The organism is Corynebacterium auris (assembly GCF_030408575.1).
In the GTDB taxonomy this organism is placed as follows: Bacteria; Actinomycetota; Actinomycetes; order Mycobacteriales; family Mycobacteriaceae; genus Corynebacterium; species Corynebacterium auris.
Genome location: NZ_CP047047.1, coordinates 2335357 through 2361831, shown reverse-complemented (window position 1 = coordinate 2361831; position 26475 = coordinate 2335357). Strand labels below are relative to the sequence as shown.

The following is a 26475-nucleotide window of genomic DNA, read 5'->3' as shown; positions in this document are numbered from 1 at the left end:
ATCAGCGGAGCGATGCCAATGCGTCGCGTGATGTGCTCGTGGGAACCACTCTTACCCGCCTTATAAGCCGCTGCGGGGTCGTGGACTTGACCGTGCTCGCGCTTCTCGACGGCTTTGCCACCCGCACCGGACATCGGCAAGCCCCGTAATGCCCCAAGCCCCGTAATGCCCGATGTTTCACGTGAAACGTCTTTGGCAGCCATTGTGGCATGTCACGGCTGCCTCGCACAGTCATGAGACCCTACGCGATGTGCAGCTAGCTGTACTCCCCCTGCACAGCCCGCCGCAAACGCTGCACTGCGTAGTCGAAAACGATTCTCTCCTGCTCGATGCGCAGGCATCCGCCTGATGAGCGACCACGCAGGAATTCGAGCGTCAACGTCTCGGCCGGGGTGAGCAGTCGCGGGGTGAAGCGGCTGGGTTGCGGTTCCTCCACCGCCAAGTCCTCGTGATCGCGCGCTGTGTCGATATCCATGAGGACGGACCGGGTGTGAGGCAGGTAGCGGCGCACGATATCGAGGATGTACAAGCCGTGGGAGTCGAGGTCGCCCCAGTACAGAACGTCTGCCTCGGCAAGTTCTGGAAGTTGCGCGGCGAGCGTGTGGGCGTGTAGTCCACCGCCGAAGACGGCCACGGTGCTGTCCAGCTTCGGCAGGGCAAGGAAGGTCTGGTGGTTCTCCACGATGAGCACCTTTTCGGCAGGCAAAGCACCGATATCTGTGACGGGGCAGGCCCAATGTCTCGCCGCGCCCGCACTGTCGAGAGTGCGCAGCTCCACCATCTGGGGCTTCGGCCGGAACTGTAGCGGCCCGGCCACGGCTTCGACGACGGCTCGGCGCGACTCCAACCACTTTGTGTCAACGCCGAAGATGGGCAGTTCGCGGATGTAGTAGTCGGTGGGGTCGTGGGTTCGCAGCCAGCTGATGACCTCGATGTACTGGTTGACAGTGACATCGTCCCAGACCTCCCACGCGGCGAGGCGTCCGATCAATGGAGAGCGCACGTCGTCTCCGAGTTCTTCGCAGACGTGGTCCAGCACGGTGTTGATCCTGCTCCAGTGCCTCTCCTCGCCGGCCACGCGGGCGGCGGCTGCGGGATTGTTCAATTCCACGCGCGCGGGTAGCGAGTAGGTGCCCAGGTAGCCAAGCTTCTTGTCCTCCCACACGGAGGGTATGGTGCTGCGATTCCACTCGTCGATCCAGGAGCGCACCGAAAGGCCGTCGTCACGCTCTGCGGCCCTGCCCGTCGGGGGCTGGAGGTTGATGGTCAGCCCGGAGAATTCGCCGCCCAGCCACGCGCGGTGGTTGCGCGAGTAGAACGTCGCAGCCCGGGCGCGCACCTCTCTAGGCGTCTTCATCCGCCACCTCTTCGATGGTCAGCGAACTTGTCCGAGAGCGCTTCCGGTCGGGGCACTCGACCATGAGCACTCCCCCGATGTAATCCTGCACCGTCTGCAGTAGCTTCTCCGGGGTGGCCAGGATCATGTGGAACCCGAACTGGCGGAAGGCGTCCATGGCGGCGCGGGTGAACTCGGTGTCGGCTCGGTCGAAGGCCTCGTCGAGCACGATGGTGCCAAAGCGCGGGTAGATCTCCCCGTCCAGCTGCACCGTCGAGTTGCGAGCCTGCGAGGCGGACATCCCGGTGCCCGTGAGCCGGTAACGCAAGGCCGCCGCGAGACAGAAGGAGGAGAGCTTCTGGGCCTGGCCCCCGGACAGGCCCTCGGCTGAGTCGTAGACCGCGCCGCGCGCCCCGTCGGCGCTGTACTCCACACCCAGGAACTTCACGTGTTCGCGTGTGTCCAGCCGCAGCTGGCGCTCGCGCGGTGAGGTGTTGTCGGAGACCGTCACCGCGTCGATCACCGCGCGCAGTTTGTGGAAGCGCTTTTCGCTTTCCTCCTGGTCAGCGTCGTTGATTATGCCCTCCATTGCGGCGTCGAGAAGCTCAACGAAACCCCGGGTGATTGCTGGCTGCGCTTCGCGCACCTCGATCGTCAGATGCGTGCCCGGGTAGAATTCCACCTCCGCCAGTGAGTCGTTGATCATCTGAATCGAGTTGCGCGTCTTTGTCGCCGCGTCCCGGATGAGCCGTCGCAACCTTCCCAGGTGCTTGTGGGTTTGGTCGCGGAGCATCTCCCGGAAGCGCTGTTCGAAGCGCGGCAGATCATCGGACTCAAGACGCGCAAGCTCTTTGAGGAAGTCCTTCTCCCAGGCTGTATCGGCACTGAGATCGCCTTGGCGTTGTGGCCAGCGCAGAAGGTAGCGGTTCATGGCGTCGCGAAGCTGGCTGTCGTAGCGGCTGGAACGGTCTTTCAGCGCCGCCAGCCTGTCCTCAATGACCCTGGTGAGCCGGTGTGAAAGGCGGTCGATGTTGTCGGCGCGGATGGAGCGATCGATCGCGTGGCAACGCTCCTCGAGCCGTGCGTCCACTTCCGCCGGCACCTCGCGCTCCCCCACCTGCAGCCGTGCCTTCTCCAGGATCGCCTCCGCCCGCTGGAGCTCGGTGCGCAGTCCGCCCCGGGTCCCGAGAAGCTCCTCCAGAGTCTTCTCTATGTCCCGCCGGGCGGCCTGAGCCGACGAGAGTTGCTTCTTCAGGGCCGCTAGCTCCGTGTTACCGTCGGTCAGATCGTCGACAAGCTGCTGAGCGTCGCCAAGCTGAGCGGTCGTGGCGGCTACATCGATGTCGGCGAAGTCCCTCGTTTCGAGCAGCCGCTCAATGGTGGATAGCTGGATGCGCTGTGTGTGCAGGGCATCTTTAATCAGGTCACGCGAGCGTGTGGCAGCGCCGAGTTTCTCCGTTACAGCGCGAACTGCCGCCTGGAGCTCGTCGATTTTGTCGTCCAGGTTGCCCCACAGAACCCACCGCGACTTGTCCTCGACGCGGCTGCGGTCATCCTTGACGTGGTCGTGCGGGTTGTGTTTCACCAAGCCCTGGCGGGTGACGGCGCGCCGGGCGGCCCGGAACTCGTCCATGGTCTCGCAGCAGAGGTGGTCAAAACTCTTCGAAAGCTGGGTCTGAATCCAGTCGTGGAACCGCCCCTCGGCGACGTCAATTTTCTGGCCCAGCGAGCCCTGCACAAACGAAGGCGGCCGCTGGTTCTCCAGCTGGGGGCTGAATCGGGTGTAGGACACCTTCGCCCCGAGGTGCGTCGCGTTGATCGCGGAGGAGACCTGTGCGTACAGCTCCTCCGGCACGATAAGTGTCCGGGCGAAGCCACCCATGACACGTTCTGCAGCACCCTGCCATGCGTCTTCACCCTGCCTCATACTCATCAGGTCCGCGACGAAGGGAAGGTCCTTCTCCCTGACGCCCGCGACCTGCGCGATGAGGGACCGCGCACCAATCAACCGGCTGTCCATCGCGGAGCCGGACGAGCGCAGCGTCTCCAGCTCCTTGATGCGGTTGTTCTTGATGGTGACAAGCTCGTAGACACGCCCCTGCGCCTGCTCCAATTTGGTTTCGCTGTCAGCCTGTTGCTGGCGTAGATTGTCCCGCTCTGCTTCGAGCTGCAGCCGGAGGTTGGAGAACTCGTCGACTGTTCCCGGCATCGCGGCGTTCAGAACCTTCAGCCTCTCCGTGTAGTCCGTCTCGGCCTGCGTCACCCGTTTCAGCTGCTCGCGCAGGGCATCGCGGCGCGCCTCTGCGGCGACAAGCGAGGAGTCCTGCGCGCCGTGAATGAGGGTGCGCAGTCGGTCCTGCTCCGCTGCATTCTCCTCGCGCCGGGTGTTTTCCGCGGTGATGGTTCCGTCGATGGCCGCGAGCTCGGACGTCAGTTGGGCCCGCTGCTTCTGGGCGAATCGTTGCTTCCATGTATTGATGAACAGCTCGAGGTGCTCGCGTTCCTCGTTGACGGTGAGCAGCTCGGTGGCCACGTCCGAGCGTTTTTCGGCCGCTACCCGCACCGGGAGCAGGTGCTCGATCTGCTCGCGGGCATCCACCACAGAGGAATACGCCGTGTGCAGGTCCGTGAAGTTCTCCGCCGCCTGCTCCGCAATGGCGAACGTCTCCGGCTCCGGAAGCATGAATGTGCGCATCAGGTGGTTGAGATCCCCGAGCGTTTTTGCGGATTGTGTGCGGTGCAGCAGATCCAAGGCCCCTTCGTCGGTGATTCCGACGGCACGGCGCAGCGCCGCAATGAACTGGGGGTGGTTGCGGCTCACGTGCAGCGCGGACGCGTACTGCTTTTTCGCCTCCGTCACAGGCAGATTCTTCAGCGCCAGGGGCTCGAACTCCGTCAGGCTCGCCTCGCGGGGAAGGAGCAGGTAAAGGTCCACCATCTCCTGGCGCGAGTAGGCGTTCGCTGGCAGGAACATGAGCCGGCAGGCGGTGACCACGCCATCGGCGCCGTTGTCGTAGCGCAGCGCCACGCCGCTCCAGGTCGCTCCCTGGCGCAGGTAGGACTGGGTCAGTTCGTCGGCCTCGACAGAGTGCTCGCGGCGCCACGCCCCGCGGCAGTAGGTGACGAGGTTTCGTCCTGACTGGGAGTGACTGTCAGCAGCCGCGTTGAAGCGGACTTTGCTGGGTGGCACCAGGATGGTTGAGAGGGCGTCGATAAGCGTGGACTTGCCCGACCCCGATGGGCCCGTGATGAGGAAGCCTTCCCGCGCTACGTTCACCGTGTGCAGGTTGTCGAAGGTTCCCCAGTTGTACACCTGGACCTGGGACAGTCGAAATTGGCCTGGGATGATGGCGGTCATTGCTCGTCCTCCAGAAGTGCGCGGAATGATTCGGTGACGGCGGCGATTTCCTCGCCGGAGAAGATGATGCGCAGTACCGGGGAGACCTCGAAGCGGCCTTCGGTGGGGGTGGACACGATGATGGAGTAGGTCTTCATCTTGTTCCACGAGGCGGTGAACCGTTTGCGCTGGTTGGTCTTGTCCGTGCCCCCGTGGCCCTGGTACGGCAGGGTCGCCTCGAACACCTCGTCCTCGTCCACGATGGTGCGTTCGTTGGGGTTGGTGGTCACCAGCTCGCGGCGCAGATGCAGGATGACCACCGTATCCATGAACGTCAGCGACTGTTTCCGCAGCAGAGCGCGTTTGTCAGGCACCTCCACGTCCCACGCCTTGGTGTAGGCGACACCTGCGTTGTCGTCGACGATGAGGGTGAGAAAGAGATTATCCAGCTGCTGCGCGAGCAGCTCCCGCGAACCCGACACAGTCTGGAACACCTCCGGTGCCTTGATGCTGGACACGTACGGGCCGCGGATGAGCTCCGCCAGCGCCCGGCGCTGCAGGCCGGTCAGGGTGCCGGTGTCGGTCTCATGAAGCTTGTTGTCCATCTAAACGTGTCCAATCTTTTCGCCGAATTCGAATCGTGCATACCTGGCGCGGAAACTCTTTCCGCCTGGGCGCTGCCAGTGCAGGAACTCGGTGCCGTCGGCCCGCTCGCCGTGGTCGTGCGCAAGCTTGATCAGTCCCACGACGCTCGCCAAGCCTTGGGTTGCGGGGTGGGCGGAAAGCACGTCGCTTATCGACGCCCTCCCGCTCCTGCCCACCACAGCATTGATTGCCCGGCGCAGCTCCTCCCAATCAATCTCGGATTCCCGGATCCTCGCGCGCATCGCCTCAAAGTCGATCTCCCCCGACTCGTTGACGTCCATGTTGGGCTCGATGCGGTACTCCATCGGGTCGTAGAGTTCCCAGCTCGACAGCGAGGTCGGCTGCCGGGTGGTCAACTCCAGATCGAACTCGATGGACTCGTAGGGTTTGATGCCGCGCTGCGCGAGTTGGAGAGCGAGCTGCTGGGCGGTAGTGATCGCCCTGGTCAATGCCTGCTGCGACTCCGCCTCGCGGGACTGCACGAACCTTCTCAGCGATCTGGACAGGCCCGTCATCGAGTCATGGACTTGCCCCGAGGAGGTATCCAGTGTGTCTACCAGCTGTGCCAGCTCCGTTCGCTCCAGCGGATCAAGCTTGTCCACGAAATCACGGGACAGCACGGAGCTGACAGTCGCGTCGAACTGCTTGGATCGCTCCGGGTCGAGGAAGACCTCGTAGAAGCCGTTGAAGGCTTTTCCCGCCTCGGACTCGGTAATCAGATCCACACCCCGAAACACGTTGTCCAACACCTCGCCGGCGTTGAGTTGTTCATCGACTATCGATTCCCGCAGATCCCTGTCGACCTCCTCGATCTCCTCCCGTACACGGGAAAAGTCCGTCGGCAAATCGCTCGCCAGGGCCAGGATCTCGCGCGCCTTCTCCACGGCCTCCGCATCAGATATGATGCCGACCCCGTTCATACGGATCTGCTCGATGCGCGCCTGCAGCTGATCGCGCTGCTGCTCGAGGCGTCGAATAGCGGTCGCCTCATCGGGGTCCGTCTCCGCGGCCAGGCTGTGCAAGCCCGTGAAGAGGGTGTCCAGGCGGGACTTGGTTACCGAGCGCTGCGGGTTGACCAGCTGTCGGACATAGTCGATTGCCACGTGGGCGTCCGTAGTGAGCTCGTAGAACTCATCACGTGTTCCCTGCGGGCTGCGGCGGATGAGATAACCGGCCTTGACCCAATCGTTGATGTACGCCACGGCGGATTTGGGGAGCTCCATGTCGGTTTGCTCCCGAATATCAACGAGCAGCGAGTCGACCGCTAGCGTCAGTTCGGTGCCCGCGACCTGTCGGTTACTGGACTGAAACACCGCGCTGAGCACTGACAGTACAGCTGGCGCGTTTTTGGCGCGCAACATCACCCACGCCGGGACCGAGTCCGCAAGGCGGATCATGGTGAGGGTGTCGGCAACCGCCGTCGTTCGGTTCATGAACTCAACTTAGCAAGGGGCGCCGACACGGACCGGCCACCAATCGAACGGGTGGGCGCGTGGTGCTTATCGACGCCCCCCCTCCTCACCCGGTTGATGATCCGCCACGTCCACGGAGTGCAGGTCACACTTCGAGTAGCGCCCACTCGCCCCCCGTTACACTGGCCCCATGTTCAAGGACACGAAGGAAGTCTCCACCGCGGCGGCCGCTTTCCTGCCGGCAGAGTTTGTCGGATAAGGCGCTGGCGTACCTCATCGAGGAAATCGGGGTGGAACCTGGTGAGGTCGCCGAGGTTCCTTTGGGTTCCTCGCGGGTTGGCGGTCTCCCCGACCTGCCGAAGGGCGCTGAATGGCCCGCAGGCCCGGGCGGTATCCCCTACGCATTCATCGCCCAGATCAGACACAGAAGCGCCGTATCTGGCACTCCGCCATCGTCGGCGGCAGCGTGAGTACCCTGCTCCCCGCACGCGAGCAGCGCCCTTACACCACCGGCGCGAGGCGCTGGGTGATGAACTCGCTTCCCAAGTCGGAGGGGTGCAGGCTCATCGTCGTGTTGGGGGTGGTGGTGTCGAGCGCGCCGGCGACGTAGCGCTGGGAGGCATCGCGGTTGCAGGCGGTGTGGCCCGCGGAGGGCAGGCGCATCTCCACGAACTCGGCACCGATCGCTTCGGCACCGGCCCGCTGGTTGTGCTCGACCGCCTGGAGGTGCGGGAGCGGGAAACCGATCGGGGCGCCCGGGACCACGTTGATCGGGCAGAACATGTGCGGCTGCGCCGGCTCGGACACCGCGAGGGAGCCCGAGAGGACGATGTTGGCGTTCGGTGCCACGGCGCGGATCTTGTCCGCGGCGATGCGCATGTTCTGGACGTAGTCGTCCCGCATCGTCGAGGGGAACCACGGGGTGAAGCCTTGTGCGATGCCGAAGGGGCCGTAATCGTTCATGCCCACGGCGATGACCACGCTGCGCGTGCCGGGGTGGAGGTCGCCGTGGTTAATCGCCGCGTCGATGCGCCCGAGCACGGTCTGGGAGGTCTGCGCGGTGCAGGACCAGTCGGCCACCGGGGCACCGGTCGCGGCGCTGAGCTTGCGCGGCCAGTTGTTCGGCGCCTGCAGGCACCCGCCCGTGCTGGGGTAATCGTTGACGTAGTCCTGCACGGATTGCAGCTGGACGCCGCGGAGCGCATTACGAATCTCGTCGGGGTTGGCGGTGTAGGAGTCGCCGAGGGTGACGATGTTCCCGTTCGGCGCGGGCTGCGCAGCCGACACGGGGGCCAGGGGGCCGGCGGCCAAGGACAGGGCGGTAAGGACGCCGAGGGCGACGCGGGCGATCTTCACGCTGGAAAAATCCTTTCAACGATAGGAGTCGATAGCAAAAGGATATGAAAAGATAGGGGACGCGTCAAAAAAGTAACACCTTCAGCGTGTCCGCAACTGTCCGGAGGAGCGGCTTAAGGTGAAAGAAAACACCTAGGAAAGGAACGCATGAGCAGCCAGAAAGTCCTCGACCACTACCACGCCGTCAGGGGCAGCCAGGAGGAGCTATACCGCGACCTGCACCGCCACCCGGAGCTGTCGATGAGGGAGGAGAGGACGCGGGGGTGATCGTCGATAAGCTCACTGCCCTCGGATACGACGTTGTCGAGGTCGGCGGCGGCGTCGTGGGCGCCATGACCAACGGCGAGGGGCCGACGGTGATGCTGCGAGCGGACTTTGATGGTTTGCCCGTGAAGGAGGAAACGGGCCTGCCGTACGCCTCGACGGACACGGCGACCGACGCCGACGGCAACACCGTGCCCGTCATGCACGCCTGCGGCCACGACGTGCACGTCGCGTCGCTCGTTGCCATGGGCGAAATGATGGCGGCCCACCGCGGTGACTGGTCCGGCACCCTGCAGCTACTCTTCCAGCCCGGTGAGGAAAACGGCGCCGGCGCGCGGGCCATGGTGGCCGATGGCCTGGTGGACAAGGTGGCGCGCCCCGACGTGGTGTTGGGCCAGCACGTCTTCTGCGACCACGTGCCCGCCGGCCACGTTGCGCTCAGCGCCGGGCCCGTGATGGCTACCTCAGTCAACCTGGGGATCACCTTGTACGGGGAGGGCTCCCACGGCTCCATGCCGCACCTCGGGGTGGACCCGGTGGTCATGGCGTCGGCGGTCGTGCAGAACCTGCAGACGATCGTCGCGCGCGTGCTCAGCCCCTTCGAGTTCGGCGTGGTCACCGTGGGCACCTTCCACGCGGGCACGCGCCCGAACGTCATCCCGGACTCGGCGCACCTGGGGCTCAACGTGCGGGCCTACGACGCGCAGGTGCGCGAACGGATCCTCGCGGCAATCGAGCGGATCGTGCGCGCAGAGGCCCGGGCGGCGGGGGCGAAGCGCGAGCCCGAGATTGTCACCCACACCACCTTCCCCGTCCTCGACAACGACGAGAACGTGACTGAGCGAGTCCGCAAAGGCATCGCCGCCGGCCTCGGCGCCGAGCGCATCCACCCCGCGGACCCACTCACCGGTTCCGAGGACTTCCCCGGCATCCCGGACGCCTTCCGGGCGCCCTACTGCTACTGGTACCTTGGCGGCGCGCCGGAGGGCGTTGTCATCCCCAACCACAGCCCGACCTTCGCCCCGCTCCCCCAGCCGACGCTGGAAACGGGGGCGAAGGCGCTGGCAGCGGCAGCGGCAGCGCTGGCGTACCTGGGGTAGTTTTGGGTTAGTTTTCGCTTCTTTTCTCCCGGTTGCGCCGCTGGTACCAGAACACAGCGCCAACCAATACAAGGATGAGCGCTAGGCACGTCCAAAATAGCGTCATTGTTCCGGCTGGGGGAAGTAGAGCGAATAGTCCAGGGAGGGCTAGGACCACCGCGGCGAAAGCGAGAGTCATGTTGCGTTTCTCTCGGATTTCCTGTGCTCGTTCGAGTTCTTCGGCCCTTATCCGGTCGAGACGAATGCGAGCAAAGTTGTATTGCGTGGTATACACGTCCTTGCGTAGCTCGAGCTCATTAGAGATGTCGTCGAAGTCGCTGCGGGCGCCCGTCTTCACCAGAATGTCTCGCAGGATTGTCGTAGCTACCTCGCGGCGTGGGACGCGTTCATACCACAGGTGATCGCGCAAGTAGACGAACTCCATTTGCACCTTGGAGAAGGTCGCCAGGCTGTGCTGCAACTTGTGGTCGGTGTCCGAGAGGTTGGTGGGATCGCCCTTGTCGAGGACCCTGAGCACTTCGGAGAAGGAAAGCTGGCGCAGCTGCGCAGCGATACGATCAAGGTAGGTCCTAGCTCGGAGGGTAAGGATAACGAGGTCCACGAAACGCGTACCGGCGAGCATGATGAACATATTCTGAGAGTTTTCTAGGGGGCCACGACGTACAAACGCGAGGCCCTCGTCGCTGGAGTGGACTGTCCAGTCGCGGTAGCGGGTGGTGATACTCGCGGCGAGCGAGGCCTCCGTGAAGGCCGGAATGTCGGTGGTGTACTGATCGAAGCGCGACGCAAGGAACCAGGCCCACTTGTCGTGCACCGGCCACGTGTCTTCGTCGTGTTGCTTGCCTTTGATGGGCTCGGGTTCGGGGAGTTCCTCCCCGCCCGGTACGGCCACTGTAATGCAATACGGTTTTGCGGGTTGTCTGCTGTTGTAGAGTGTGTGGGAAAAATCGATGTAACCGCCCTTTGTCACTCTCCAAGGATTTGTTTTTTCGTTAGGGAAGAGGCGTTTGTTGACAATCTTTACGGCCCCTTCCAGCAGGCTGTCTTTCGCGCGCTTATTTATTTTATTTCTTGGCCTCGTGAGCGAATAGTTGATCGACTCCAGCTGCTTCCCTGAACAGTGCTCGGCAACCACATGGAGCACAAGGAAAGTTGTGGAGAAGGGGAACCGCTCGTCGTTTTTGAGATTGTACAGGTCCGGGCCGGTGTACGTGAGCACCTCAGCACTGATCAACCGCATGCTGGAGTGCGGGTGGTCCTCGTCGTATTCGAGATCCCAGTGGAACGGTTCAGTGTCGACCTGAGGTGGGATATGTTCTTGCTCCTCGGTAAGGTCGGCTTCGAACATGTAGCGACGCGCTATGACCGTTGCGGGGCTTGATTCGCGCTGTTCGGGCCGCTCTTGCGGTTCCTCATCCTCCTTAACGCGTGCGTCGAGCGCGTCCGCCCCGAGTGAGCTTGCGAGCGGCCCGCGGAAATAGGTACCAGCGCTTTTGTGAAAGACGCGGGGGCTGTAGTCGAAATCTGGACCGTTGCCCCGTCGTGCGCGACGAAATCGGCCGTCTGCCCCCTTTTTGGCGTATTCCACTGTTTTGATACCACGAAAGCGGCCAGGCACCCACCTTTCGGGCCATGTGAAGCCATCGGGCAAAGCGGGAACGGGGAGAATGATTGCGAAGTGAACAAGGCGCCATTCGGGCTGTCTGTCGCATTGGTAATCTTCGCGGAGCAAGAACTTGGCGCCTTGTGCCTTGTAGAGCTCACGGCGGGCGTCATTGGCCGTTTTGAAGCCCGCCGGTTTAGATACGGAATTCACAGCTTCCTTCCATAGATGGACAGCGTTTCGCTCAGTATAGAAACGCTGCCCCAGAGTAATGAGATGACGGCATTAGGTTAGATAAACAGGAACGCGCACAGCACCGCCACCGCGGCGCCGGCGAACATGGGCACGATCGTGCGGCGCACCAGCTCGATCGGGTTGACGCCGAGGGCGCCCGAGACGATGAGCACCGCCGCGTTCACCGGCGAGGCCTGGCGCATGGTGTTCGAGGTGGCCCAGATGGAGGCGAGCATCTGCGGCGCGTGGATCGTGGAGTTGGCAGCCAGACCCGGCACCATCTCGGAGAAGGCGAAGTAGGGCGCCACGCCGGAGCCGGTGAGCATGGCCATGAGGGCGGTTGCCGCCACGAAGATGAGGACGATGACCACCGCGGCGCCGGAGGAGTCGCCAGCCAGCGAGGTCAGGGCCTCGATGACGCCCATCTGGGTGATGCCTTCGACGAGGATGGCGGCGGCGACGATGAGGGCCACGACACTGCCCGCGCCCTCGCCGAGGCCGCGGAAGAAGTGGCTGAGGTCGTCGAGCGCCTCGGAGACAGTGCGGTGGCGGATCGCCTCGATGATCATCGTGATCATGAGGGAGACCACGGTGACCGGGAGGATGTCGGCCTCGAACTCGACCACGCCCGCGCGGTTGAGGATGGCGGAGATGATGATGAGCACCAGCGGCAGAAGCGGCAGGATGGCGTAGAAGCCGGGCAGGCCCTCGGCGCGCTTCATCGCCTCGGCGACGCGGTCGTCGGAGTCGGCGGGCGAGGTGGTGACGTCCGAATCGAGCGTCTCACGCGCCGCGTCCTTCTTATCGCAGCGCCACTGCCACCACATGTGGGCGAACGCCATGACCACCAGCGCCGGGATCGTCGCCTTGGCCACGTTGCCGAAGGTGAACTCGGTGACGGACATTCCCACCAGGTCCGCACCTTGGATCAGGCCGGCCTCGAGCGGCGTGGGCACGATTGTCGACGACGTCACGATGATGGCCCCCACAGTCAGCGGGCTCAACCCCGCCGCGATGAGGGCGGGCAGAAGCGTGGCCACCAGCAGCAGCGACAGCGCGCTCGCCGAAGGCACGACCAAGGACAGCAGCGTCCCCACCGTGAAGCCGAGTGGGACCAGCCAGTAGGAACCGTTGAAGCGCTGCAGCGGGCGCGACAGTGCCACGACCGTCTTCGCGTCCGCCCCGATGTGGCGCATGTAGCCCACGAAACCGAAGAGCACCATGATGGCCATGCCGGTGCCGGCGAAGCGGGACTTGAACAGCTCCTCGACCACGAGCAGCTCGTCGTAGAACGCGTTGCCGGTGAACTCGATATCCAGCTCGGTGTGGTCGACGCGGCCCGTCGCCGCGGCGATCATGAGAAGGAGGACGCCCACCGCGAAAATGGCCGATGCCGCGTGGACCCGTTTGTAGATGAAATACCCAACCGCAATAATCGCCGCAATGGCGATGGCTATGTAGACCATAGTTCAAGTGTATTTCTGGCCTACAGGTTGCGCTCGGTGAATCCACAGTTGAACGCCATGATGTGGTGAGTTTCATAGGGGCAATAGTCGGGCGTCGCTAAGCAAAAGCCCGCCCCGGGACATCTCTGTACCCTCGAGACCGTAAGGCACCTAAACCTAAGGAGGATTCAGAATGTTTACCCGTTCCCGTGAGGACGTCGAGACTGTTGAGTGGGGCGGCGGCACCAGCGAGCGCGTGTTGACGGCGAAGGACAACATGGGCTTCGCGGTCGCGCACACGGTTGTCAAGGCCGGCACCGAGTCGCGCCTGCAGTACCGCAACCACCTCGAGGCCTGCTACTGCATCGGCGGCTCCGGCGAGGTCGAAGACACCGAGGGCAACGTCTACCCGATCACCCCGGGCACCATCTACGTCCTCGACGAGCACGACGCGCACTACCTGCGCGGCGGCAAGGACGAGGACCTGATCCTGGTGAGCGTCTTCAACCCGGCGATCACCGGCGACGAGAAGCACGAGCTGACCGACGACGGGTTCAGCTCGTACTAGGACCCGGCCTCAAAACCGGCCTAGAACAGGTCGAACAGCGAGATGCCTCCGAGGACGAGCGTGACCAGGAAGACGGCGCCGCCAAGGACGTTGGCGACGACCCCGTTGGCGTGCTCCCCGAGGAGGCGTTTGTTGTTCATGATGGCCAGCAGGAAGCCCGCGATGATGGGCAGCAGGATGCCGTTGGCGGCCTGGGCGAGGATGATCACCTGAACCGGGTCGGCGCCCGTAATCGCGATGATCGCGCCGATGATGACGACGGTGAGGAACAAGGCGCGGAACTTCGGGTCCTTGAGGTCCGAGGACCAGCCGAGCACGCCGCTGATGGCGTAGGCGGCGCCCAGCGGGCCCGCGATGGCAGAGGTCAGGCCTGCGGCGAAGAGGCCGATGGCCAGCGCCCACGGGGCGAAGTCGCCGAGCGTGGGGCGCAGCGGCTCGGCGAGGTCGGCGGCCGACTCCGCGGCGAGGCCCTGCGTGAACATGACGGCGGCGGCCGTGGACATGATGGACAGCGTGATTAGGCCGCCGACGGAGATCGAGACCGCGGTGTCCGTCCGCCCCTTCTTCAGCGCCACGTCCGGCCTCTCGTCGCCCCACTTTTCCTGCACGAGGTTCGAGTGCAGGAAGACGTTGTAGGGCACGACCGTGGTACCCACCAGCGCGATCGCCGTCAGCCCGGCGGCTTCCGGGATGCTCGGCTGGAAGATACCGCGCATGAGCTCCCCGAGGTCGGGGCGGACCGCGATGAACGTGATGACGAACACCGCGGCCAGGATGGCGACGAGCACCGACATGAAACGCTCGAGGACCTTGTAGCTGCCGGTGATGAACAGCGCGATGATGACCGCGGCGATGATGCCCGCCAGCACCGGAATGGGCAGCCCGGTGACGCTGTTGATCGCTAGCGAGGTTCCAGTGGTGTCGCCGCCGGCGTAGGCCGCGCCGCCGATGCCGATGGCGGCGACGACCAGCGCCGTCACCAACCCCCGGCTGACGGGGTGCTCGAAGGTCTTGCGCAGCGCCTCGCCGGTGCTGAGCCTGGCGGACAGCCCGAGTCGCACCGACATCTCCTGCAGGATGATCGTGGCGAGGACGGAGAAGACGACCGCCCACGCCAGGGCGAAGCCGAAGCTCGCCCCCGTCACTGTTGCCGTGGTGACGGTGCCGGGGCCGATGAAGGAGGCGCTGATGACCAAGCCAGGGCCGACCCAGCCTGCCCTGCGGAGCCCCTCCCCTCCACTGACGGACGTACTGCCAGACATGTTTGCTCCACTTCGGTTGGGGACGAGATATGAACTATCGTAAGCCCTTTTCCAGATACGTTGGCGCGGACGCGTGTTCTGGGTCACAATAGCTGCACCCTGTTTCACAGAATTTCACAGATACAAGGTGGTTACCATGTCCCCCCAACGCTCACGCGGACGGCCGACGAAGGCCATCGTGACCTGCGATAAGATCACGAAGGCGGCCCTCGATATCGCCGCCCAGCAGGGCTACGCCAAGCTCACGATGTCCGCCGTCGCCCGCGCCCTCGGTGTCTCCCCCAGCGCCCTGTACAACCACGTGTCGGGCAAGGAGGAGCTGCTCTTCATCGTCGAAGACGCCGTGATGGCGCAGGTTGACACCGCTGCCCTCGAGGCCTGCTTGGCGGGCAAGATTGAGCCCGCCGAGGCGCTGACCGCCTGGGGAGTGTCGTACCGGGACGTCCTGTCGCGCCACTGCGCCCTCATCGCGCACCTGGGCACGATGCCCACATTCGGCGCGCGCGGGACGGTGGAGATGTACGAGCTGGTCGTCGCGGTGGTGCGCCGGCGGGCGTCGATGAGCGCGAGGCGATGGACGTCGTCGCGGTCCTCGAGTCCTTCATCTTCGGCGCGTCGTTCAACGTGCTTATCGACGCCCAAAATCCCCACCACGTCTTCGACCTCGGCCTGCGCACGCTGCTGGCGGGGCTCGTGTGACCGGTTGCGTCCGTTAGCGTGGTGTATCTGCGACTGTCGGTGAGGGGCCCCATGAACGTGTGAGGCGGCCACCGCAGTACCTTTCGAATCAACTCCCGCACAACGCGTCCCGCCAGGAGTTCTCTAGCGGGCGCGAACTCATCGAGACGGTCAGGGCCCGTCGCGAGCTGGCCCAGGCATTCAGCGCGGTCGCCGACGAGAGCGAAGTCAAGAGGGGCGAGGAAACCGACCGCTACCACCCGGATCTCATCGACGGTGTTCTGGTGCGCTGGATCAATCCGAGACGCGCCGCACGCGACGAGACGGCGTTACGCCACGCGCTGAAGACCGCGCACCGCTTGCGTGCGGGGGGCAGCGGATGACCGATGCGGCGATCATTGACGCCTACGGGCGCGTCCACCATCGCCCAGCGTGAAGGCGCCGACGGCAGAGCTGCGGAGATGCCACCAGTGCGGGGCCGCCAGACCATGGCCAGGCGTGTGCGCGGGTACGTCACCCAGGGCACGACCGACTGCCACGGCTCACCCACGGCGAAAGGCGCCACCGCAAGCCAGCGCAAGGCCCTGGCCACCATGGGCCGCAGAGGCGGCAAAAAGCGGCTAAGCGGTGGACGGAGCGGGAGAGTGACTTAGGCGCAGTGGGCGCTAGGCGTTCATGCTCCAGCGGGAGCCCGCCGCCTCACAATCTCCGTATTGTGGTCCGCATGAGCGAACGCAACGACCACGACGACACGACCCCGGAAACGGTGCGCCTCACGGTGACGGGCGACAGCGCCCGCCAGGCGGCCCTGGAATGGCTCGAAGACCTGCCCGCTGACCCCCTGGGTACCCGTGGGCGCGACGGGTGGATGGTCAAGGAAATCGCCACCACCCAGGACACCGTCGTGCTCGACATCAGGAGCGCGGACAGGCTCGACGAGGCGACGACGGAAGCCGTCGATGTACTCAAAGCCCTGGGGTGCGACGTGCAGTGGGAGCGCGTTTAGCGCTCTCGGAACGAACGCGCGTAGCGGTCCGCAGCGCGGATCGCCTGCACGACGTCAGTGGGCGTGTACTCGCCCGGCAGCTGCTTGAGCGTTTCGTCGCTGGAGCAGGCGAGCTCGGCGATCTTGTACAGGTCCTCGTCCGTGGCGTCCGCGAGGTGCATCTCCTCGAGCGTCGTGGGCAGGCCCACGGACTGGAGGAAACCGAAGTAGCGGTCCGCTTCCTCCTTCGGCGCAGCCGTGAGCATCAGCTGGACGCCGATGCCGAAGGACACCTTTTCGCCGTGCGACATCGAGTGGACCTCACCGTCGAGCGCGGTGAAGCCGTTGTGGATCGCGTGGATCGCCGCGAGGCCGCCGTTTTCGAAGCCCAGGCCCGACAGGAGGGTGTTCGCCTCGCAGATGGCCTCGAGGGCCGGGGAAACGATGTGCTCCTCCGCGTCCTTCAGCGCCTGGTGGGCGTAGGCGAAGAGGGTTTCTTCGCACTTTTCGGCCAGGGCCAGCCCGGCGAGCGTGGGGCGGGAGGCGTCGTCCATGCGTCGGCCGTTCGCCTGGTGCACGGCCCGGGCCTCGACGAGGGTGGCGAGCGCGTCGCCGAGACCAGAGCGCAGCGTGTTCACGGGCGCGTTGGCGATCACGCGCGTATCCACGGCAACGAGGTCGGGGTTGCGGTCGTAAAAGAGGTAGGAGTCGAAGACCCCGTCGTCGGTGTAGATGACGGACACGCGCGCGGTCGGTGCGTCGGCGGAGACGGCGGTGGGGAAGATGGCAACGGGCGCGTCGAGCTTGTCCGCCACCCCGCGGGCGGTGTCGATGGTCTTGCCGCCGCCGAGGCCGATGATGACGTCGCTGTCGCCAGATCGGGCCTTGTCGGCGATGCGCTCGATCTCGTTGAGGGAGGCCTCTCCGCCGAAAACCTCGTGCGTGGCTTCCATGCCGTCGTTACGCAGGCTCTCCTGCAGCTGCTTGCCCGCGATGTCCCACACGACCTCGTCGGCGATGATCAGCGGTGCCGTACCAAGAGGCTTGAGGTAGTGGGCGGCGCGGTCGATCAGGTCGATGCCTTGGACGTAGCGGGAGGGGCCGGTGTAGGTCTTATCGCGGGTGTATGCCTCGGTCATGAGTATTCCTTTCCTATGGCGAATGAACTGGGGTTTTGCCCCGTGCCGTCCATGCTACGTCGGCATCGGGCGCCGCGGCGTGGGCTAGTCTTGGCGCATGGCTGACAACGCACCCATCATCCGTTCCTTCCGCAACGACCCGCACGATTTTTCCGCCCAAGCGTTCGGGGGCACGGTCGCCGCCCACCCCGATGCCGAGTGGGACACGTCCGGCTTTATCCGCCAGGCCTCGCCGGTGGTGACCGAGGACGGTGAGCCCGCCGTCGCTGTGATCTCCGGCGGCGGCTCGGGGCACGAGCCGATGCACGCCGGGTTCGTCGGGCCCGGGATGCTCGCCGCTGCCTGCCCCGGCCACCTGTTCACCTCCCCCAACGCGGTGCAGATCTCCGAGGCGACGAAGTGGGCAGACCAGGGGCGCGGGGTGCTCCACGTGGTGAAGAACTACACGGGTGACGTCATGAACTTCTCCGTGGCGCGCAACATGAACCCCGACGTGGAGACGGCGTTCGTGGTGGTCAAGGAGGACATTGCCACTGAGGCCGGGGAGAAGTCGGGGCCGGGTCGGCGGGGAACCGCGGCGACCATCCTCGTCGAAAAGGTGGCCGGCGCCGCCGCACGGCGCGGCGACGACCTCGAGGCGGTCCGCGACATCGCGCAGTGGGTGGCCGACAACTCCCGGAGCATGGCGGTCGCGCTCGCGCCGGGCCACCTGCCCACGTCGGGCCGGGACACGTTCGACCTCGGCGAAGGCGACATGGAAGTCGGCGTGGGCATCCACGGCGAGCGCGGCGTCGCCCGAGTCGACGTCGCCCCGGCGCACGACATTGTCAAGGCGATCCTGCCTGGCATCGTGCACGCGCTGGGCCTGACGGAGGGCGACGAGGTCGCTTGCGTCATCAACGGCCTCGGCGGGACCACGCTGCTCGAGATCCACCTGGTGTTCGGCGAGGTGCTGTCGTGGCTTCGCGAGCGCGGCATCACGGTGCGTCGCAGCCTCACCGGCACCTTCGTCACCTCGGTGAACATGCATGGTGTCTCCGTCACGCTCACCCGCCTGACGGACGAGGTCGCCGAGCTTCTCGACGCCCCGACGACCGCCCCGGCCTGGCCCCGCGCCCTCGGCGGCGAGGCCGAGTACCGCCCGGCGGAGACGTCGTTCGACGACACGCTGCCCACGGAAGGGAAGGAAAACGGCTGGCTGACCGAGTTCGTGCGACGCGCGCAGGAGGGCTCGGACGACCTGACGGAGCTGGACCGCCTCGCCGGTGACGGCGACTTTGGGGAGAACGTGGACGCGGCGTTCGGGGACATTGCCCTGCCCCTGCGCGGCAGCGACAGCGACGTCCTCGACGGCCTCGCCCACCGCTTCTTGGTCCGCTCCGGCGGCACCTCGGGCGCGGTGTTCGGCACCCTGTTCACCGAGCTCGCAAGGGCGTGCGACGGTGAGATGACCACGGGCGCCCTGGCGGCGGGCCTTAAGGCAGCGTACGAGGCGATTCGCGAGCTCGGCGGCGCGGAGCTCGGCGACAAGACCATGATCGACGCGCTCTACCCAGCGGCGCAGGCCGTCGCCGAGCGCGACAGCTCCGCCGACTTCGGCGAGACGCTCGCGGTGGCACTCGAGGCGGCGGCAGAGGGGGTGGACAGCACCCGCGAGTTGTCGGCGAAGAAGGGGCGCGCCTCCTACCTCGGCGAGAGCGCGAAGGATGTGCCCGATCCGGGCGCGATCCTCATCACCTGGCTGTTCGGAGATACCGACTACCCCACTACACTGTCTAACCATGACTAACGCGACGGAGGGGCCGGCGTTTCGCTACACGGCGCGCCTGGCAAACGAAATTGAGCAGAAGTGGCAGCGCTATTGGGTGGACAACGGCACGTTCAACGCGCCGAACCCGGTGGGCGACCTCGCGACGGGCGCGCAGCTGCCCGAGGACAAGCTCAATGTCCAGGACATGTTCCCCTACCCCTCGGGCGCGGGCCTGCACGTGGGGCACCCGCTGGGCTACATCGCCACCGACGTCTACGCCCGCTACAACCGCATGCTGGGCAAGAACGTCTTGCACACCCTCGGCTACGACGCTTTCGGCCTGCCGGCGGAGCAGTACGCGATCCAGACGGGCACGCACCCGCGCACGACGACGGAGGCGAACATTGCCACCATGACCCGCCAGCTCGACGCGCTGGGGTTGGGCCATGACCGCCGCCGGTCCGTGGCCACGACGGACCCGGAGTTCTACCGCTGGACGCAGTGGATCTTCCTGCAGATTTACAACGCCTGGTTCGACGAGGAGCAGCAGAAGGCCCGCCCCATCGAGGACCTCGTGCGCGAGCTCATGACGGGCGAGCGCACCTGCAAGGACGGCCGCGCCTTCCGCGACCTGAGCACGGAGGAGAAGTACGCGGCGATCGACGAGTTCCGCCTCGTCTACCTCTCGGAGTCGATGGTGAACTGGTGCCCGGGCTTGGGCACGGTGCTCGCGAACGAGGAGGTCACCGCCGACGGCCGCTCGGAGCGCGGGAACTTCCCGGTCTTTCGCAAGCGGCTGCGCCAGTGGATGATGCGCATCACCGCCTACTCGGACCGCCTCCTCGACGACCTCGAGCTTCTCGACTGGCCGGAGAAGGTCAAGTCCATGCAGCGCAACTGGATCGGCCGCTCCCGCGGCGCGCAGGTCGCCTTCGCCTCGGAGGCGGGCGACATCGAAGTCTTTACCACCCGCCCCGACACGCTCTTCGGCGCCAGCTACGTCGTCCTCGCGCCTGAGCACGAGCTCGTTGGCGCGCTGACGGCCGAGGCGTACCCCGAGGGCGTCGATACGCGGTGGACGAATGACGCCGCAACCCCGGCGGAGGCTGTCGCCTCCTACAAGCGCGCCATCGCGGCGAAGTCGGACGTGGAGCGCCAGGAAAATAAGGAAAAGACGGGCGTGTTCCTCGGCTCCTACGCCACGAACCCCGTCAGCGGCGAGCAGGTGCCCATCTTCATCGCGGACTACGTGCTCACCGGCTACGGCACGGGCGCCATCATGGCGGTGCCGGCGCACGACGAGCGCGACCACGAGTTCGCGACCGTTTTTGGCCTTCCCATCGTGGAGGTGCTCGAAGGCGGCGACGTCTCCCAGGAGGCGTTCACGGGCGACGGCCCCCACGTCAACTCCGCGAACTCCGCTGGCCTGGACCTGGACGGCCTGGGCAAGGAAGAGGCGATCGCGCGGACGATCGCGTGGCTGGAAGACAACGGCTCGGGCACCGAGAAAATCCAGTACAAGCTGCGCGATTGGCTCTTCGCCCGCCAGCGCTACTGGGGTGAGCCCTTCCCCATCGTCTACGACGCACACGGCCAGGCGCACTCCCTGCCGGAGGACATGCTGCCGGTGGAGCTGCCGGAGGTGGAGGACTACAAGCCCGTCTCCTTCGACCCGGACGACGCCGATTCTGAGCCCTCTCCCCCGCTGGCGAAGGCCACCGACTGGGTGGAGGTGGAACTCGACCTGGGCCACGGCACGCAGAAGTACTGGCGCGACACCAACGTGATGCCGCAGTGGGCGGGGTCCTCCTGGTACCAGCTGCGCTACATTGACCCGACGAACGCGGACGAGTTCTGCAACATCGAGAACGAGCGCTACTGGACGGGCCCGCGCGGCGAGAACGACCCGGGCGGCGTGGACCTCTACGTCGGCGGCGTCGAGCACGCCGTGCTGCACCTGCTCTACGCCCGTTTCTGGCACAAGGTGCTCTACGACCTGGGCTTTGTCACCTCGCGCGAGCCGTATCGACGCCTCTACAACCAGGGCTACATCCAGGCCTACGCTTACACCGACGCCCGCGGCGTGTACGTGCCCGCCGCCGAGGTGGAGGAGAAGGACGGCAGGTTCTACCACCACGGCGAGGAGGTCACGCAGGAGTACGGCAAGATGGGCAAGTCCCTGAAGAATGCCGTCGCCCCGGACGAGATCGCCCGCGACTTCGGCGCGGATACCCTGCGCGTCTACGAGATGTCGATGGGACCGCTGGACACCTCCCGCCCGTGGGCCACGAAGGACGTCGTCGGCGCGCACCGCTTCCTGCAGCGCCTGTGGCGCCTCGTCGTCGACGAGGAGACCGGCGAGTTGCGCGTGGACGAGGCCGCGCTGACCGGCGAGGACGCGAAGCGGCTGCACCGCACCATCGCCGGCGTGCGCGAGGACTACGAGAACCTGCGCGACAACACCGTGGTGGCCAAGCTCATCGAGTACGTCAACCACCTCACCAAGGCGTACTCGGGCGCGGTGCCGCGGGCCGCGGTCGAGCCGCTCGTGCAGATGGTCTCCCCGCTCGCCCCGCACATTGCGGAGGAGCTGTGGTCCACGCTCGGCCACGCCGACACGGTCACCTTCGAGCCCTTCCCCACCTTCGACGAATCGCTGCTCGTTGACGAGACCGTGGAGGTCCCCGTGCAGATCAACGGCAAGGTCCGCGCCCGCATCCAGGTCGCGCCCGACGCCACCCCGCAGGAGATGGAGGCCGCCGCGCGTGACGACGCCCGCGTCGCCGAGCTCACCGAGGGCAAGAACGTGGTGAAGGTGATCGCCGTGCCCGGCCGCATGGTCAACCTCGTCGTGAAATAGGTGACCTTTGCTACCCTCGCGGTTGACCCTATTGCCTAGGAAAGTTGGACAAAATGAGCAACCGCGACTACGGGGACTTCGAGTACCCCACATCTGACAATTACGGCTCTGGCGATTATTACGAAGCCGAAAACTACGGGCCGGGGGCCTTCGACGTCAACGCCGCCCACGGCGCGCTGCACCTCCACGGCACCCGCCTGGTGGACGGCGCCTACGGTGACGGCCAGCAGCTCCACCCGGTGAACGACCCGCAGGCGAACGGCTGGGTGCACCGCCGCGGCACCGGGAAGATGAACCCGTTCGCTGCCTGGGGCTTCGGGTTCAAAGCCACCTTCGCCAACTGGAAGCTGTGGATCACCGTCGGAGCGCTGTTCTTCCTCGGCATCTTCGTCCTCAGCATTTTCGCCCCGCTGCTGGCGAACCTGCTGTCCGTGGCGATGCTCTTCCTCTACCCGGCGCTATTCTCCCTGGCGTTGCTGAATACCCTGGTTAAGGACTGGAAGTTCGACGGGTTGAGGTCGCCGAATTACGGTCCGGCCCTAGGGATGGTCTTCGTCCTCCTCGTCGTCTCCGTGCTGTTTAGCTTCCTCTTCACCTTCCTGGGCAGCCTCATTTTCGGCGGCGAATTCGTCGACCGCCTTGCCGCGATCGACCCGGCGGACATCGAGGCCGCCAACGTCGATGCCCTGCTGGGGGTTCTGGGTGCCATGGGGAAGATCCTCGCTGTGGTGGGCCTCGGGATGTTCCTCATCTCCCCGTTCTTCCTCTTCCCGATGCTGTACGCGGCCGACAACGCCGCCGACTTCGGCACCTGCATCAAGGAGGGCGTGGCCGCCGGCGGGCGCAACTACGGGTGGGGCCTGCTGTTCGTGCTAATCGCCCTCGTGCTCGCCGTGGTCGGCTCCCTGCTGCTCGGCCTCGGCCTGATCGTGGTCCTGCCCGCCACCTTCCTGGCTCAGACCTACGCCTACCGCCAGGTCTCGGGCGGGCCGGTTCCCGCCGACGCTTAAAGCTCGACCACGGCGCGGCCGTGGCCGGTGCCTGCGAGCAGCTCCCGGCCGACGTCGATCGCGCCCTCCAGCGACACGGTGCGCACGGAGGAGCGCAGCTTATCCGTGTCCAGCGACTGCGCCAGCAGTTCCCACGCCTCCTCGCGCAGCGCAACCGGTGCATCCACCGAGTTGACCCCGATGAGCTGGACGCCGCGCAGGATGAAGGGCAGGACGCTGGTGGGAAGGTCGATGTCGGCGGCGCGGCCGCAGGCGGTGACCACGCCACCCCACGTCACCTGCGCGAGGGCGTTGGCCAGCGGCACCCCGCCGAGCGCGTCCACCACGGCGCCGTAACGCTGCTTCTGCAGGGGCTTCGCGCCCTCCTCCGAAAGCTCGGCCCGGTCGACCACCTCGGCGGCGCCGAGGGAGCGCAGCCACTCGCCGTGCTCGGCGACTCGGCCGGTCAGGGCGTGGACGGTGAAGCCGCGCGAGGCGAGAAGCTGCACGGCGATGGAGCCCACGCCGCCGGTCGCGCCGGTGACCAGGACGGGGCCGCGCTCGTCGGCTTCCAGCGCGTCCAGGGGGTGAAGGGCGCGCTCGAGGGCGGCCACGGACAGCGCCGCGGTGTAGCCGGCGGTGCCGATGGCGGCGGCGGTGGGGGCGTCGAAACGCGAGGGGACCCGGGTGATCAGGGGGGCGTCGATACGCATGCGGGGGGTGAACCCGCCGTGGCGGTGCTCGCCGATGCCGAAGCCGTTGACGGTGACGAGGGTGCCCTCGTCAAGCGTGGGCGAGGAAAGGACCGTGCCCACGGCGTCGATGCCGGGCACCGTGGGCAGGGAACGCAACACGGCGCGGTTGCCGTCGAGCGCCATCGCGTCCTTGTAGTTGACGGAGGAGTGGCTGACCTCGATGAGGGTGTCGCCCTCCCCCGCGTGCTCGGGGGCGGTGTCCACGATCTCCGGGCCCGCCTCGGTGACAATGAGGGTCTGTGCTTCGCTGTGTGTCATGGGCGCCAGGGTACGCGCGTATAAGCTTGGCCCGGTGCGAAAGACGATTCCGGCGTGGATTCTCGTGCTCGCCGCGGTCGTGTGCATCACGGTGGGCAAGGCTTACGTCGACGGGCCGCTGTGGGATGCCAGCGTCCAGGCGCTGCGCGAGATTCGGCTGATCCCGCTGCAGGAGTTCTCCCAGCCGACCGTGTGGTACGGCCCGTGGCTGAACTTCCTCGGCAACGTCGCGCTGTTCGTTCCGGTCGGCCTGCTCGCGCGGCGCCGTGCGGTGCCCGTCGGCGCCGGCCTGAGCCTGGCCATCGAGCTGACCCAGTTTGTCACCGCCACCGGCTACACCGACATCGACGACCTCATCTTCAACACCCTCGGCGCCGCGCTCGGCGGGTGGCTGGCGGGACGCCTGACCCGGCGCGGCTACCGCGCGGCGGTGGTGGCGTGCGCCTTCGGCGCGATAGTTGTCGTGGCGGCCTTCGCTGGGCTGTGGCTGGTGCAGAACTGGGGTTAGAATGAGCCACCATGACGCAGCAGCAGCGCGGGTGGTTCACCCGGCGTGTGTTTCCGGACGGGGAGGAGCCCGACCCGCGTTTCACCCTCGCCAACGAGCGCACCTTCCTCGCCTGGACGCGCACAGCCCTCGCGTTCCTCGCCGGCGGCATCGCGCTCGAGGCGCTTGGGTTGCCGGGGTTGGCGGAGGGACCGCGCTCTATCGCGGCGGCGCTGCTGGTCCTCACAGCCATGGCGATCTCGCTGGGCGCGGCCCTGCGCTGGGTGCGCCTCGAGCGGGCGCTGCGCCACGCCCGGCCGCTGCCCGCCCCCGCGATCGCCCCGCTGCTCGGCGTCGCCATCGTCGTCGCCTGCCTGGCCATCTTTCTCGGGCTGTTCTAGTGCGCGAAACTCCCATGCACGAAACGCAGCCCGAGCGCACCGCGCTGTCGTGGACGCGCACCGCCCTGGCCACGATGGTCGTCTCCATGGTCCTTCTGCGCTGGTCCGACGCCTACCCCGCGCTGGTCACCCCGGCGATCCTCCTGCTCGTCGCGCACGGCCTGGCGATCATCGCGCTCAACCGGCCGACCCACAGCGTGCAGCCGCGCACGGGGGCCGTCGCGCTGACCACCTTCATGATGCTCATGTTCGGCGGCATCGGGCTCGCGCTTATTGCCCTGCGTTGAGCATGTGCGACAGGAAGGACTGCCCGCCGGGGGTGATGCGCACGTCCTGGAACTCCGTCTCCTCGAGCACGCCGAGGGCCATCATGAGATCCCGGGCGGCGTCTTCGTCCCGCGGGACCACCCGGGGCTCGCCCTCCTTTAGACCGTAGACGCCGACGAGCCACCTGAGGATCGTGTGCCACTCCTCGGCCCCGACGGCGCGCTCGAAGCCGGAACGCAGCTCGTTGCTCATGGTCTCCACGCTGTACGGGTCGTCGAGGAACATTTCGCCGCGCGCGGTCGCCCGAAGCCAGCCGTTCGACTCGCTGAGCAGGCCGCTTTCGACCATGGCCTGGCGGATGGTGCGTACCGACGGCATGGAGCTTTCGCGCGGGCGCGGCGAGAAGAGGCTCACCCCGAGCTCCTGGGCGATGCTGGTCACGTGGACCGGGGGCAGGGATCCGGTGGAGGTGAGCTTGATGCGCTGCTGCGGCTGCGACAGCACCTCCCAGAGGAACACGCACAGCGCCTCGCGCACGCGGTCCTCCGCGTCGTCCTCGTTGCCGAGCGCGTCCTCGAGGAACTGCGCCATCGCCGCGATGAGCGCGGGGTTGCGCTCCGGGTTGGGGTCGAGCGAAAGGATCTCGCGCAGGTCGGGCCGCGATTCCAGGAAGTGCTCGAACTCCTCCGCGTACTGCGGGGCGCTGGGGTCATCCCCCAGCAGGTCGGCCGCGTCGAGGAAGAGGTCCTCGGCGACGTAGCTAATCCGCTCCGCCACCGTCACCTGGTCCGCCTGGGTGAGCCGCTGCAGCAGGCGCTCCGGGCTCATCACCGGCAAGAAGCTCAGCAGCAGGGGGGCGACGTCCATCTGCGGGCCGAGTCCCGCGGTGATCCGGCGGGCCTCCGCGTGGAAGCGCGTCATCATGGCCGGGCCGTTGCACGCTTCCACCACGTCGGGCCCGAGGGCGTCGATAAGCAGCGGCGTGGGCCCGTCGAGGTGGGAGGAACCCAGCACCTCGACGGTGATGTTCCAATTGGCGCTCGGGTCGTAGACGTAGGTCATCTCCTTGATGTGGGCAACCAGCACCTCCTCCTCGGCGCGCTCGCCCTCCCCCGGCGTGGCGGAGAGCACCTCCCGGCGCGCCGCGTTGCTTTCCGGCCCCATGTAGAGGTGGCTCGCGGCGCCCGAGAAGCCGAAGGCGGCGTCGATGACGTGCGAGAGCTCCCCCAGGTTCATCGAATCCTCCACGTTGACAAGCCGAGACATCAGGGGCTGCGACTTTTCGACTGTCAGGAGAAGCGAGACGATCATGGGTTAAACAATAGTTGCTGGTCCCCCCTCGCG

Annotated in this window: 22 protein-coding genes and 1 pseudogene; 12 read left to right on the top strand and 11 right to left on the bottom strand. The window is 66.1% G+C overall.

The features are described from left to right. Nucleotides 1–256: 256 nt before the first annotated feature. From CAURIS_RS11185 to CAURIS_RS11170, 4 genes are read right to left on the bottom strand one after another with little or no spacing between them, the layout of a single operon-like run. Nucleotides 257–1357, bottom strand: a complete 1101-nt coding sequence (locus CAURIS_RS11185) for a Wadjet anti-phage system protein JetD domain-containing protein (RefSeq protein ID WP_290342144.1) — start codon at nucleotides 1355–1357, stop codon at nucleotides 257–259. After that, nucleotides 1344–4694: an ATP-binding protein gene (locus CAURIS_RS11180; RefSeq protein WP_290342143.1), complete on the bottom strand. Its 3351-nt coding sequence runs from the start codon at nucleotides 4692–4694 to the stop codon at nucleotides 1344–1346. The genes CAURIS_RS11185 and CAURIS_RS11180 overlap by 14 nt, the downstream gene beginning before the upstream one ends. Further along, nucleotides 4691–5278: a DUF4194 domain-containing protein gene (locus tag CAURIS_RS11175; protein ID WP_290342142.1), complete on the bottom strand. Its 588-nt coding sequence runs from the start codon at nucleotides 5276–5278 to the stop codon at nucleotides 4691–4693. Before CAURIS_RS11175 ends, CAURIS_RS11180 begins: the two co-directional genes overlap by 4 nt. Then, on the bottom strand, nucleotides 5279–6751 hold the full coding sequence (locus tag CAURIS_RS11170; protein ID WP_290342141.1) for a DUF3375 domain-containing protein: 1473 nt from the start codon (nucleotides 6749–6751) through the stop codon (nucleotides 5279–5281). 59 nt (nucleotides 6752–6810) lie between these two features. Between CAURIS_RS11170 and CAURIS_RS11670 the strand changes: the two genes are divergently transcribed. Further along, nucleotides 6811–7200 (top strand): DUF1963 domain-containing protein, encoded by a 390-nt coding sequence (locus CAURIS_RS11670; protein ID WP_353959238.1) that lies wholly within the window; start codon nucleotides 6811–6813, stop codon nucleotides 7198–7200. Nucleotides 7201–7231: 31 nt separating this feature from the next. Here CAURIS_RS11670 and CAURIS_RS11165 read toward each other — a convergent pair whose 3' ends face one another. Continuing rightward, nucleotides 7232–8086, bottom strand: coding sequence for a GDSL-type esterase/lipase family protein (locus CAURIS_RS11165; protein WP_290342140.1), 855 nt, complete (start codon nucleotides 8084–8086; stop codon nucleotides 7232–7234). Nucleotides 8087–8233: 147 nt separating this feature from the next. On the opposite strand from CAURIS_RS11165, the pseudogene CAURIS_RS11160 reads away from it, so the two are divergent. Then, a pseudogene (locus CAURIS_RS11160) lies at nucleotides 8234–9450 on the top strand (amidohydrolase). A 7-nt stretch (nucleotides 9451–9457) separates the two neighbouring features. On the opposite strand, the gene CAURIS_RS11155 reads toward CAURIS_RS11160, so the two are convergent. Next, entirely contained in the window at nucleotides 9458–11266 is a 1809-nt protein-coding gene (locus CAURIS_RS11155; protein ID WP_290342139.1) for a magnesium transporter CorA family protein, read from the bottom strand. Nucleotides 11267–11343: 77 nt separating this feature from the next. Next, entirely contained in the window at nucleotides 11344–12753 is a 1410-nt protein-coding gene (gene dcuC / locus CAURIS_RS11150; RefSeq protein ID WP_019193517.1) for a C4-dicarboxylate transporter DcuC, read from the bottom strand. Nucleotides 12754–12925: 172 nt separating this feature from the next. Between dcuC and CAURIS_RS11145 the strand changes: the two genes are divergently transcribed. Beyond that, a complete protein-coding gene (locus tag CAURIS_RS11145; protein ID WP_019193516.1) occupies nucleotides 12926–13300 on the top strand; it encodes an ectoine synthase in 375 nt (124 codons plus the stop codon). Nucleotides 13301–13320: 20 nt separating this feature from the next. Here CAURIS_RS11145 and CAURIS_RS11140 read toward each other — a convergent pair whose 3' ends face one another. Beyond that, a complete protein-coding gene (locus CAURIS_RS11140; protein ID WP_290342137.1) occupies nucleotides 13321–14562 on the bottom strand; it encodes an Nramp family divalent metal transporter in 1242 nt (413 codons plus the stop codon). 136 nt (nucleotides 14563–14698) lie between these two features. Between CAURIS_RS11140 and CAURIS_RS11135 the strand changes: the two genes are divergently transcribed. The 3 genes from CAURIS_RS11135 (at nucleotide 14699) to CAURIS_RS11125 (ending at nucleotide 16246) form a co-directional block, all read left to right on the top strand. Beyond that, complete coding sequence (locus tag CAURIS_RS11135; protein WP_290342136.1) at nucleotides 14699–15304, top strand: TetR/AcrR family transcriptional regulator; 606 nt, start codon at nucleotides 14699–14701, stop codon at nucleotides 15302–15304. Between the two features lie 16 nt (nucleotides 15305–15320). Next, nucleotides 15321–15623, top strand: a complete 303-nt coding sequence (locus CAURIS_RS11130) for a hypothetical protein (protein WP_290342135.1) — start codon at nucleotides 15321–15323, stop codon at nucleotides 15621–15623. 341 nt (nucleotides 15624–15964) lie between these two features. Continuing rightward, nucleotides 15965–16246, top strand: coding sequence for a hypothetical protein (locus tag CAURIS_RS11125; protein ID WP_290342134.1), 282 nt, complete (start codon nucleotides 15965–15967; stop codon nucleotides 16244–16246). Here the strand turns inward: CAURIS_RS11125 and CAURIS_RS11120 are convergent. Next, nucleotides 16243–17364, bottom strand: coding sequence for a glycerol dehydrogenase (locus CAURIS_RS11120; RefSeq protein WP_290342133.1), 1122 nt, complete (start codon nucleotides 17362–17364; stop codon nucleotides 16243–16245). The genes CAURIS_RS11125 and CAURIS_RS11120 overlap by 4 nt on opposite strands. A gap of 97 nt (nucleotides 17365–17461) precedes the next feature. Here CAURIS_RS11120 and CAURIS_RS11115 point away from each other — a divergent pair, with 97 nt between their 5' ends. The 3 genes from CAURIS_RS11115 to CAURIS_RS11105 are packed head-to-tail and all read left to right on the top strand — an operon-like array spanning nucleotide 17462 to nucleotide 22984. Further along, nucleotides 17462–19153, top strand: coding sequence for a dihydroxyacetone kinase family protein (locus CAURIS_RS11115; protein ID WP_290342132.1), 1692 nt, complete (start codon nucleotides 17462–17464; stop codon nucleotides 19151–19153). Next, on the top strand, nucleotides 19146–21974 hold the full coding sequence (gene leuS / locus CAURIS_RS11110; protein WP_290342131.1) for a leucine--tRNA ligase: 2829 nt from the start codon (nucleotides 19146–19148) through the stop codon (nucleotides 21972–21974). The genes CAURIS_RS11115 and leuS overlap by 8 nt, the downstream gene beginning before the upstream one ends. Before the next feature lie 53 nt (nucleotides 21975–22027). Beyond that, nucleotides 22028–22984 carry a hypothetical protein gene (locus tag CAURIS_RS11105; RefSeq protein WP_290342130.1) on the top strand — a complete coding sequence of 319 codons (957 nt, stop codon included), beginning with the start codon at nucleotides 22028–22030 and terminating at the stop codon, nucleotides 22982–22984. Here the strand turns inward: CAURIS_RS11105 and CAURIS_RS11100 are convergent. Further along, entirely contained in the window at nucleotides 22981–23976 is a 996-nt protein-coding gene (locus CAURIS_RS11100; RefSeq protein WP_290342129.1) for an acrylyl-CoA reductase family protein, read from the bottom strand. The genes CAURIS_RS11105 and CAURIS_RS11100 overlap by 4 nt on opposite strands. A 34-nt stretch (nucleotides 23977–24010) precedes the next feature. On the opposite strand from CAURIS_RS11100, the gene CAURIS_RS11095 reads away from it, so the two are divergent. The 3 genes from CAURIS_RS11095 to CAURIS_RS11085 are packed head-to-tail and all read left to right on the top strand — an operon-like array spanning nucleotide 24011 to nucleotide 25151. Then, a complete protein-coding gene (locus tag CAURIS_RS11095) occupies nucleotides 24011–24484 on the top strand; it encodes a VanZ family protein (protein ID WP_290342128.1) in 474 nt (157 codons plus the stop codon). A gap of 11 nt (nucleotides 24485–24495) precedes the next feature. Continuing rightward, on the top strand, nucleotides 24496–24864 hold the full coding sequence (locus CAURIS_RS11090) for a YidH family protein (RefSeq protein ID WP_290342127.1): 369 nt from the start codon (nucleotides 24496–24498) through the stop codon (nucleotides 24862–24864). A gap of 14 nt (nucleotides 24865–24878) precedes the next feature. Further along, nucleotides 24879–25151: a DUF202 domain-containing protein gene (locus CAURIS_RS11085; RefSeq protein ID WP_290342126.1), complete on the top strand. Its 273-nt coding sequence runs from the start codon at nucleotides 24879–24881 to the stop codon at nucleotides 25149–25151. On the opposite strand, the gene CAURIS_RS11080 is transcribed toward CAURIS_RS11085, so the two are convergent. Beyond that, nucleotides 25135–26442, bottom strand: coding sequence for an IS1096 element passenger TnpR family protein (locus tag CAURIS_RS11080; RefSeq protein WP_290342125.1), 1308 nt, complete (start codon nucleotides 26440–26442; stop codon nucleotides 25135–25137). The genes CAURIS_RS11085 and CAURIS_RS11080 overlap by 17 nt on opposite strands. Nucleotides 26443–26475 lie beyond the last annotated feature (33 nt).

Coding starts and splice junctions, on each gene's coding strand:
- CAURIS_RS11185 (WP_290342144.1), bottom strand. CDS start 1,357: ATGAAGACGCCTAGAGAGGTGCGCGCCCGGGCTGCGACGTTCTACTCG.
- CAURIS_RS11180 (WP_290342143.1), bottom strand. CDS start 4,694: ATGACCGCCATCATCCCAGGCCAATTTCGACTGTCCCAGGTCCAGGTG.
- CAURIS_RS11175 (WP_290342142.1), bottom strand. CDS start 5,278: ATGGACAACAAGCTTCATGAGACCGACACCGGCACCCTGACCGGCCTG.
- CAURIS_RS11170 (WP_290342141.1), bottom strand. CDS start 6,751: ATGAACCGAACGACGGCGGTTGCCGACACCCTCACCATGATCCGCCTT.
- dcuC (WP_019193517.1), bottom strand. CDS start 12,753: ATGGTCTACATAGCCATCGCCATTGCGGCGATTATTGCGGTTGGGTAT.
- CAURIS_RS11145 (WP_019193516.1), top strand. CDS start 12,926: ATGTTTACCCGTTCCCGTGAGGACGTCGAGACTGTTGAGTGGGGCGGC.
- CAURIS_RS11140 (WP_290342137.1), bottom strand. CDS start 14,562: ATGTCTGGCAGTACGTCCGTCAGTGGAGGGGAGGGGCTCCGCAGGGCA.
- CAURIS_RS11135 (WP_290342136.1), top strand. CDS start 14,699: ATGTCCCCCCAACGCTCACGCGGACGGCCGACGAAGGCCATCGTGACC.
- CAURIS_RS11125 (WP_290342134.1), top strand. CDS start 15,965: ATGAGCGAACGCAACGACCACGACGACACGACCCCGGAAACGGTGCGC.
- CAURIS_RS11120 (WP_290342133.1), bottom strand. CDS start 17,364: ATGACCGAGGCATACACCCGCGATAAGACCTACACCGGCCCCTCCCGC.
- CAURIS_RS11115 (WP_290342132.1), top strand. CDS start 17,462: ATGGCTGACAACGCACCCATCATCCGTTCCTTCCGCAACGACCCGCAC.
- leuS (WP_290342131.1), top strand. CDS start 19,146: ATGACTAACGCGACGGAGGGGCCGGCGTTTCGCTACACGGCGCGCCTG.
- CAURIS_RS11105 (WP_290342130.1), top strand. CDS start 22,028: ATGAGCAACCGCGACTACGGGGACTTCGAGTACCCCACATCTGACAAT.
- CAURIS_RS11100 (WP_290342129.1), bottom strand. CDS start 23,976: ATGACACACAGCGAAGCACAGACCCTCATTGTCACCGAGGCGGGCCCG.
- CAURIS_RS11090 (WP_290342127.1), top strand. CDS start 24,496: ATGACGCAGCAGCAGCGCGGGTGGTTCACCCGGCGTGTGTTTCCGGAC.
- CAURIS_RS11085 (WP_290342126.1), top strand. CDS start 24,879: ATGCACGAAACGCAGCCCGAGCGCACCGCGCTGTCGTGGACGCGCACC.
- CAURIS_RS11080 (WP_290342125.1), bottom strand. CDS start 26,442: ATGATCGTCTCGCTTCTCCTGACAGTCGAAAAGTCGCAGCCCCTGATG.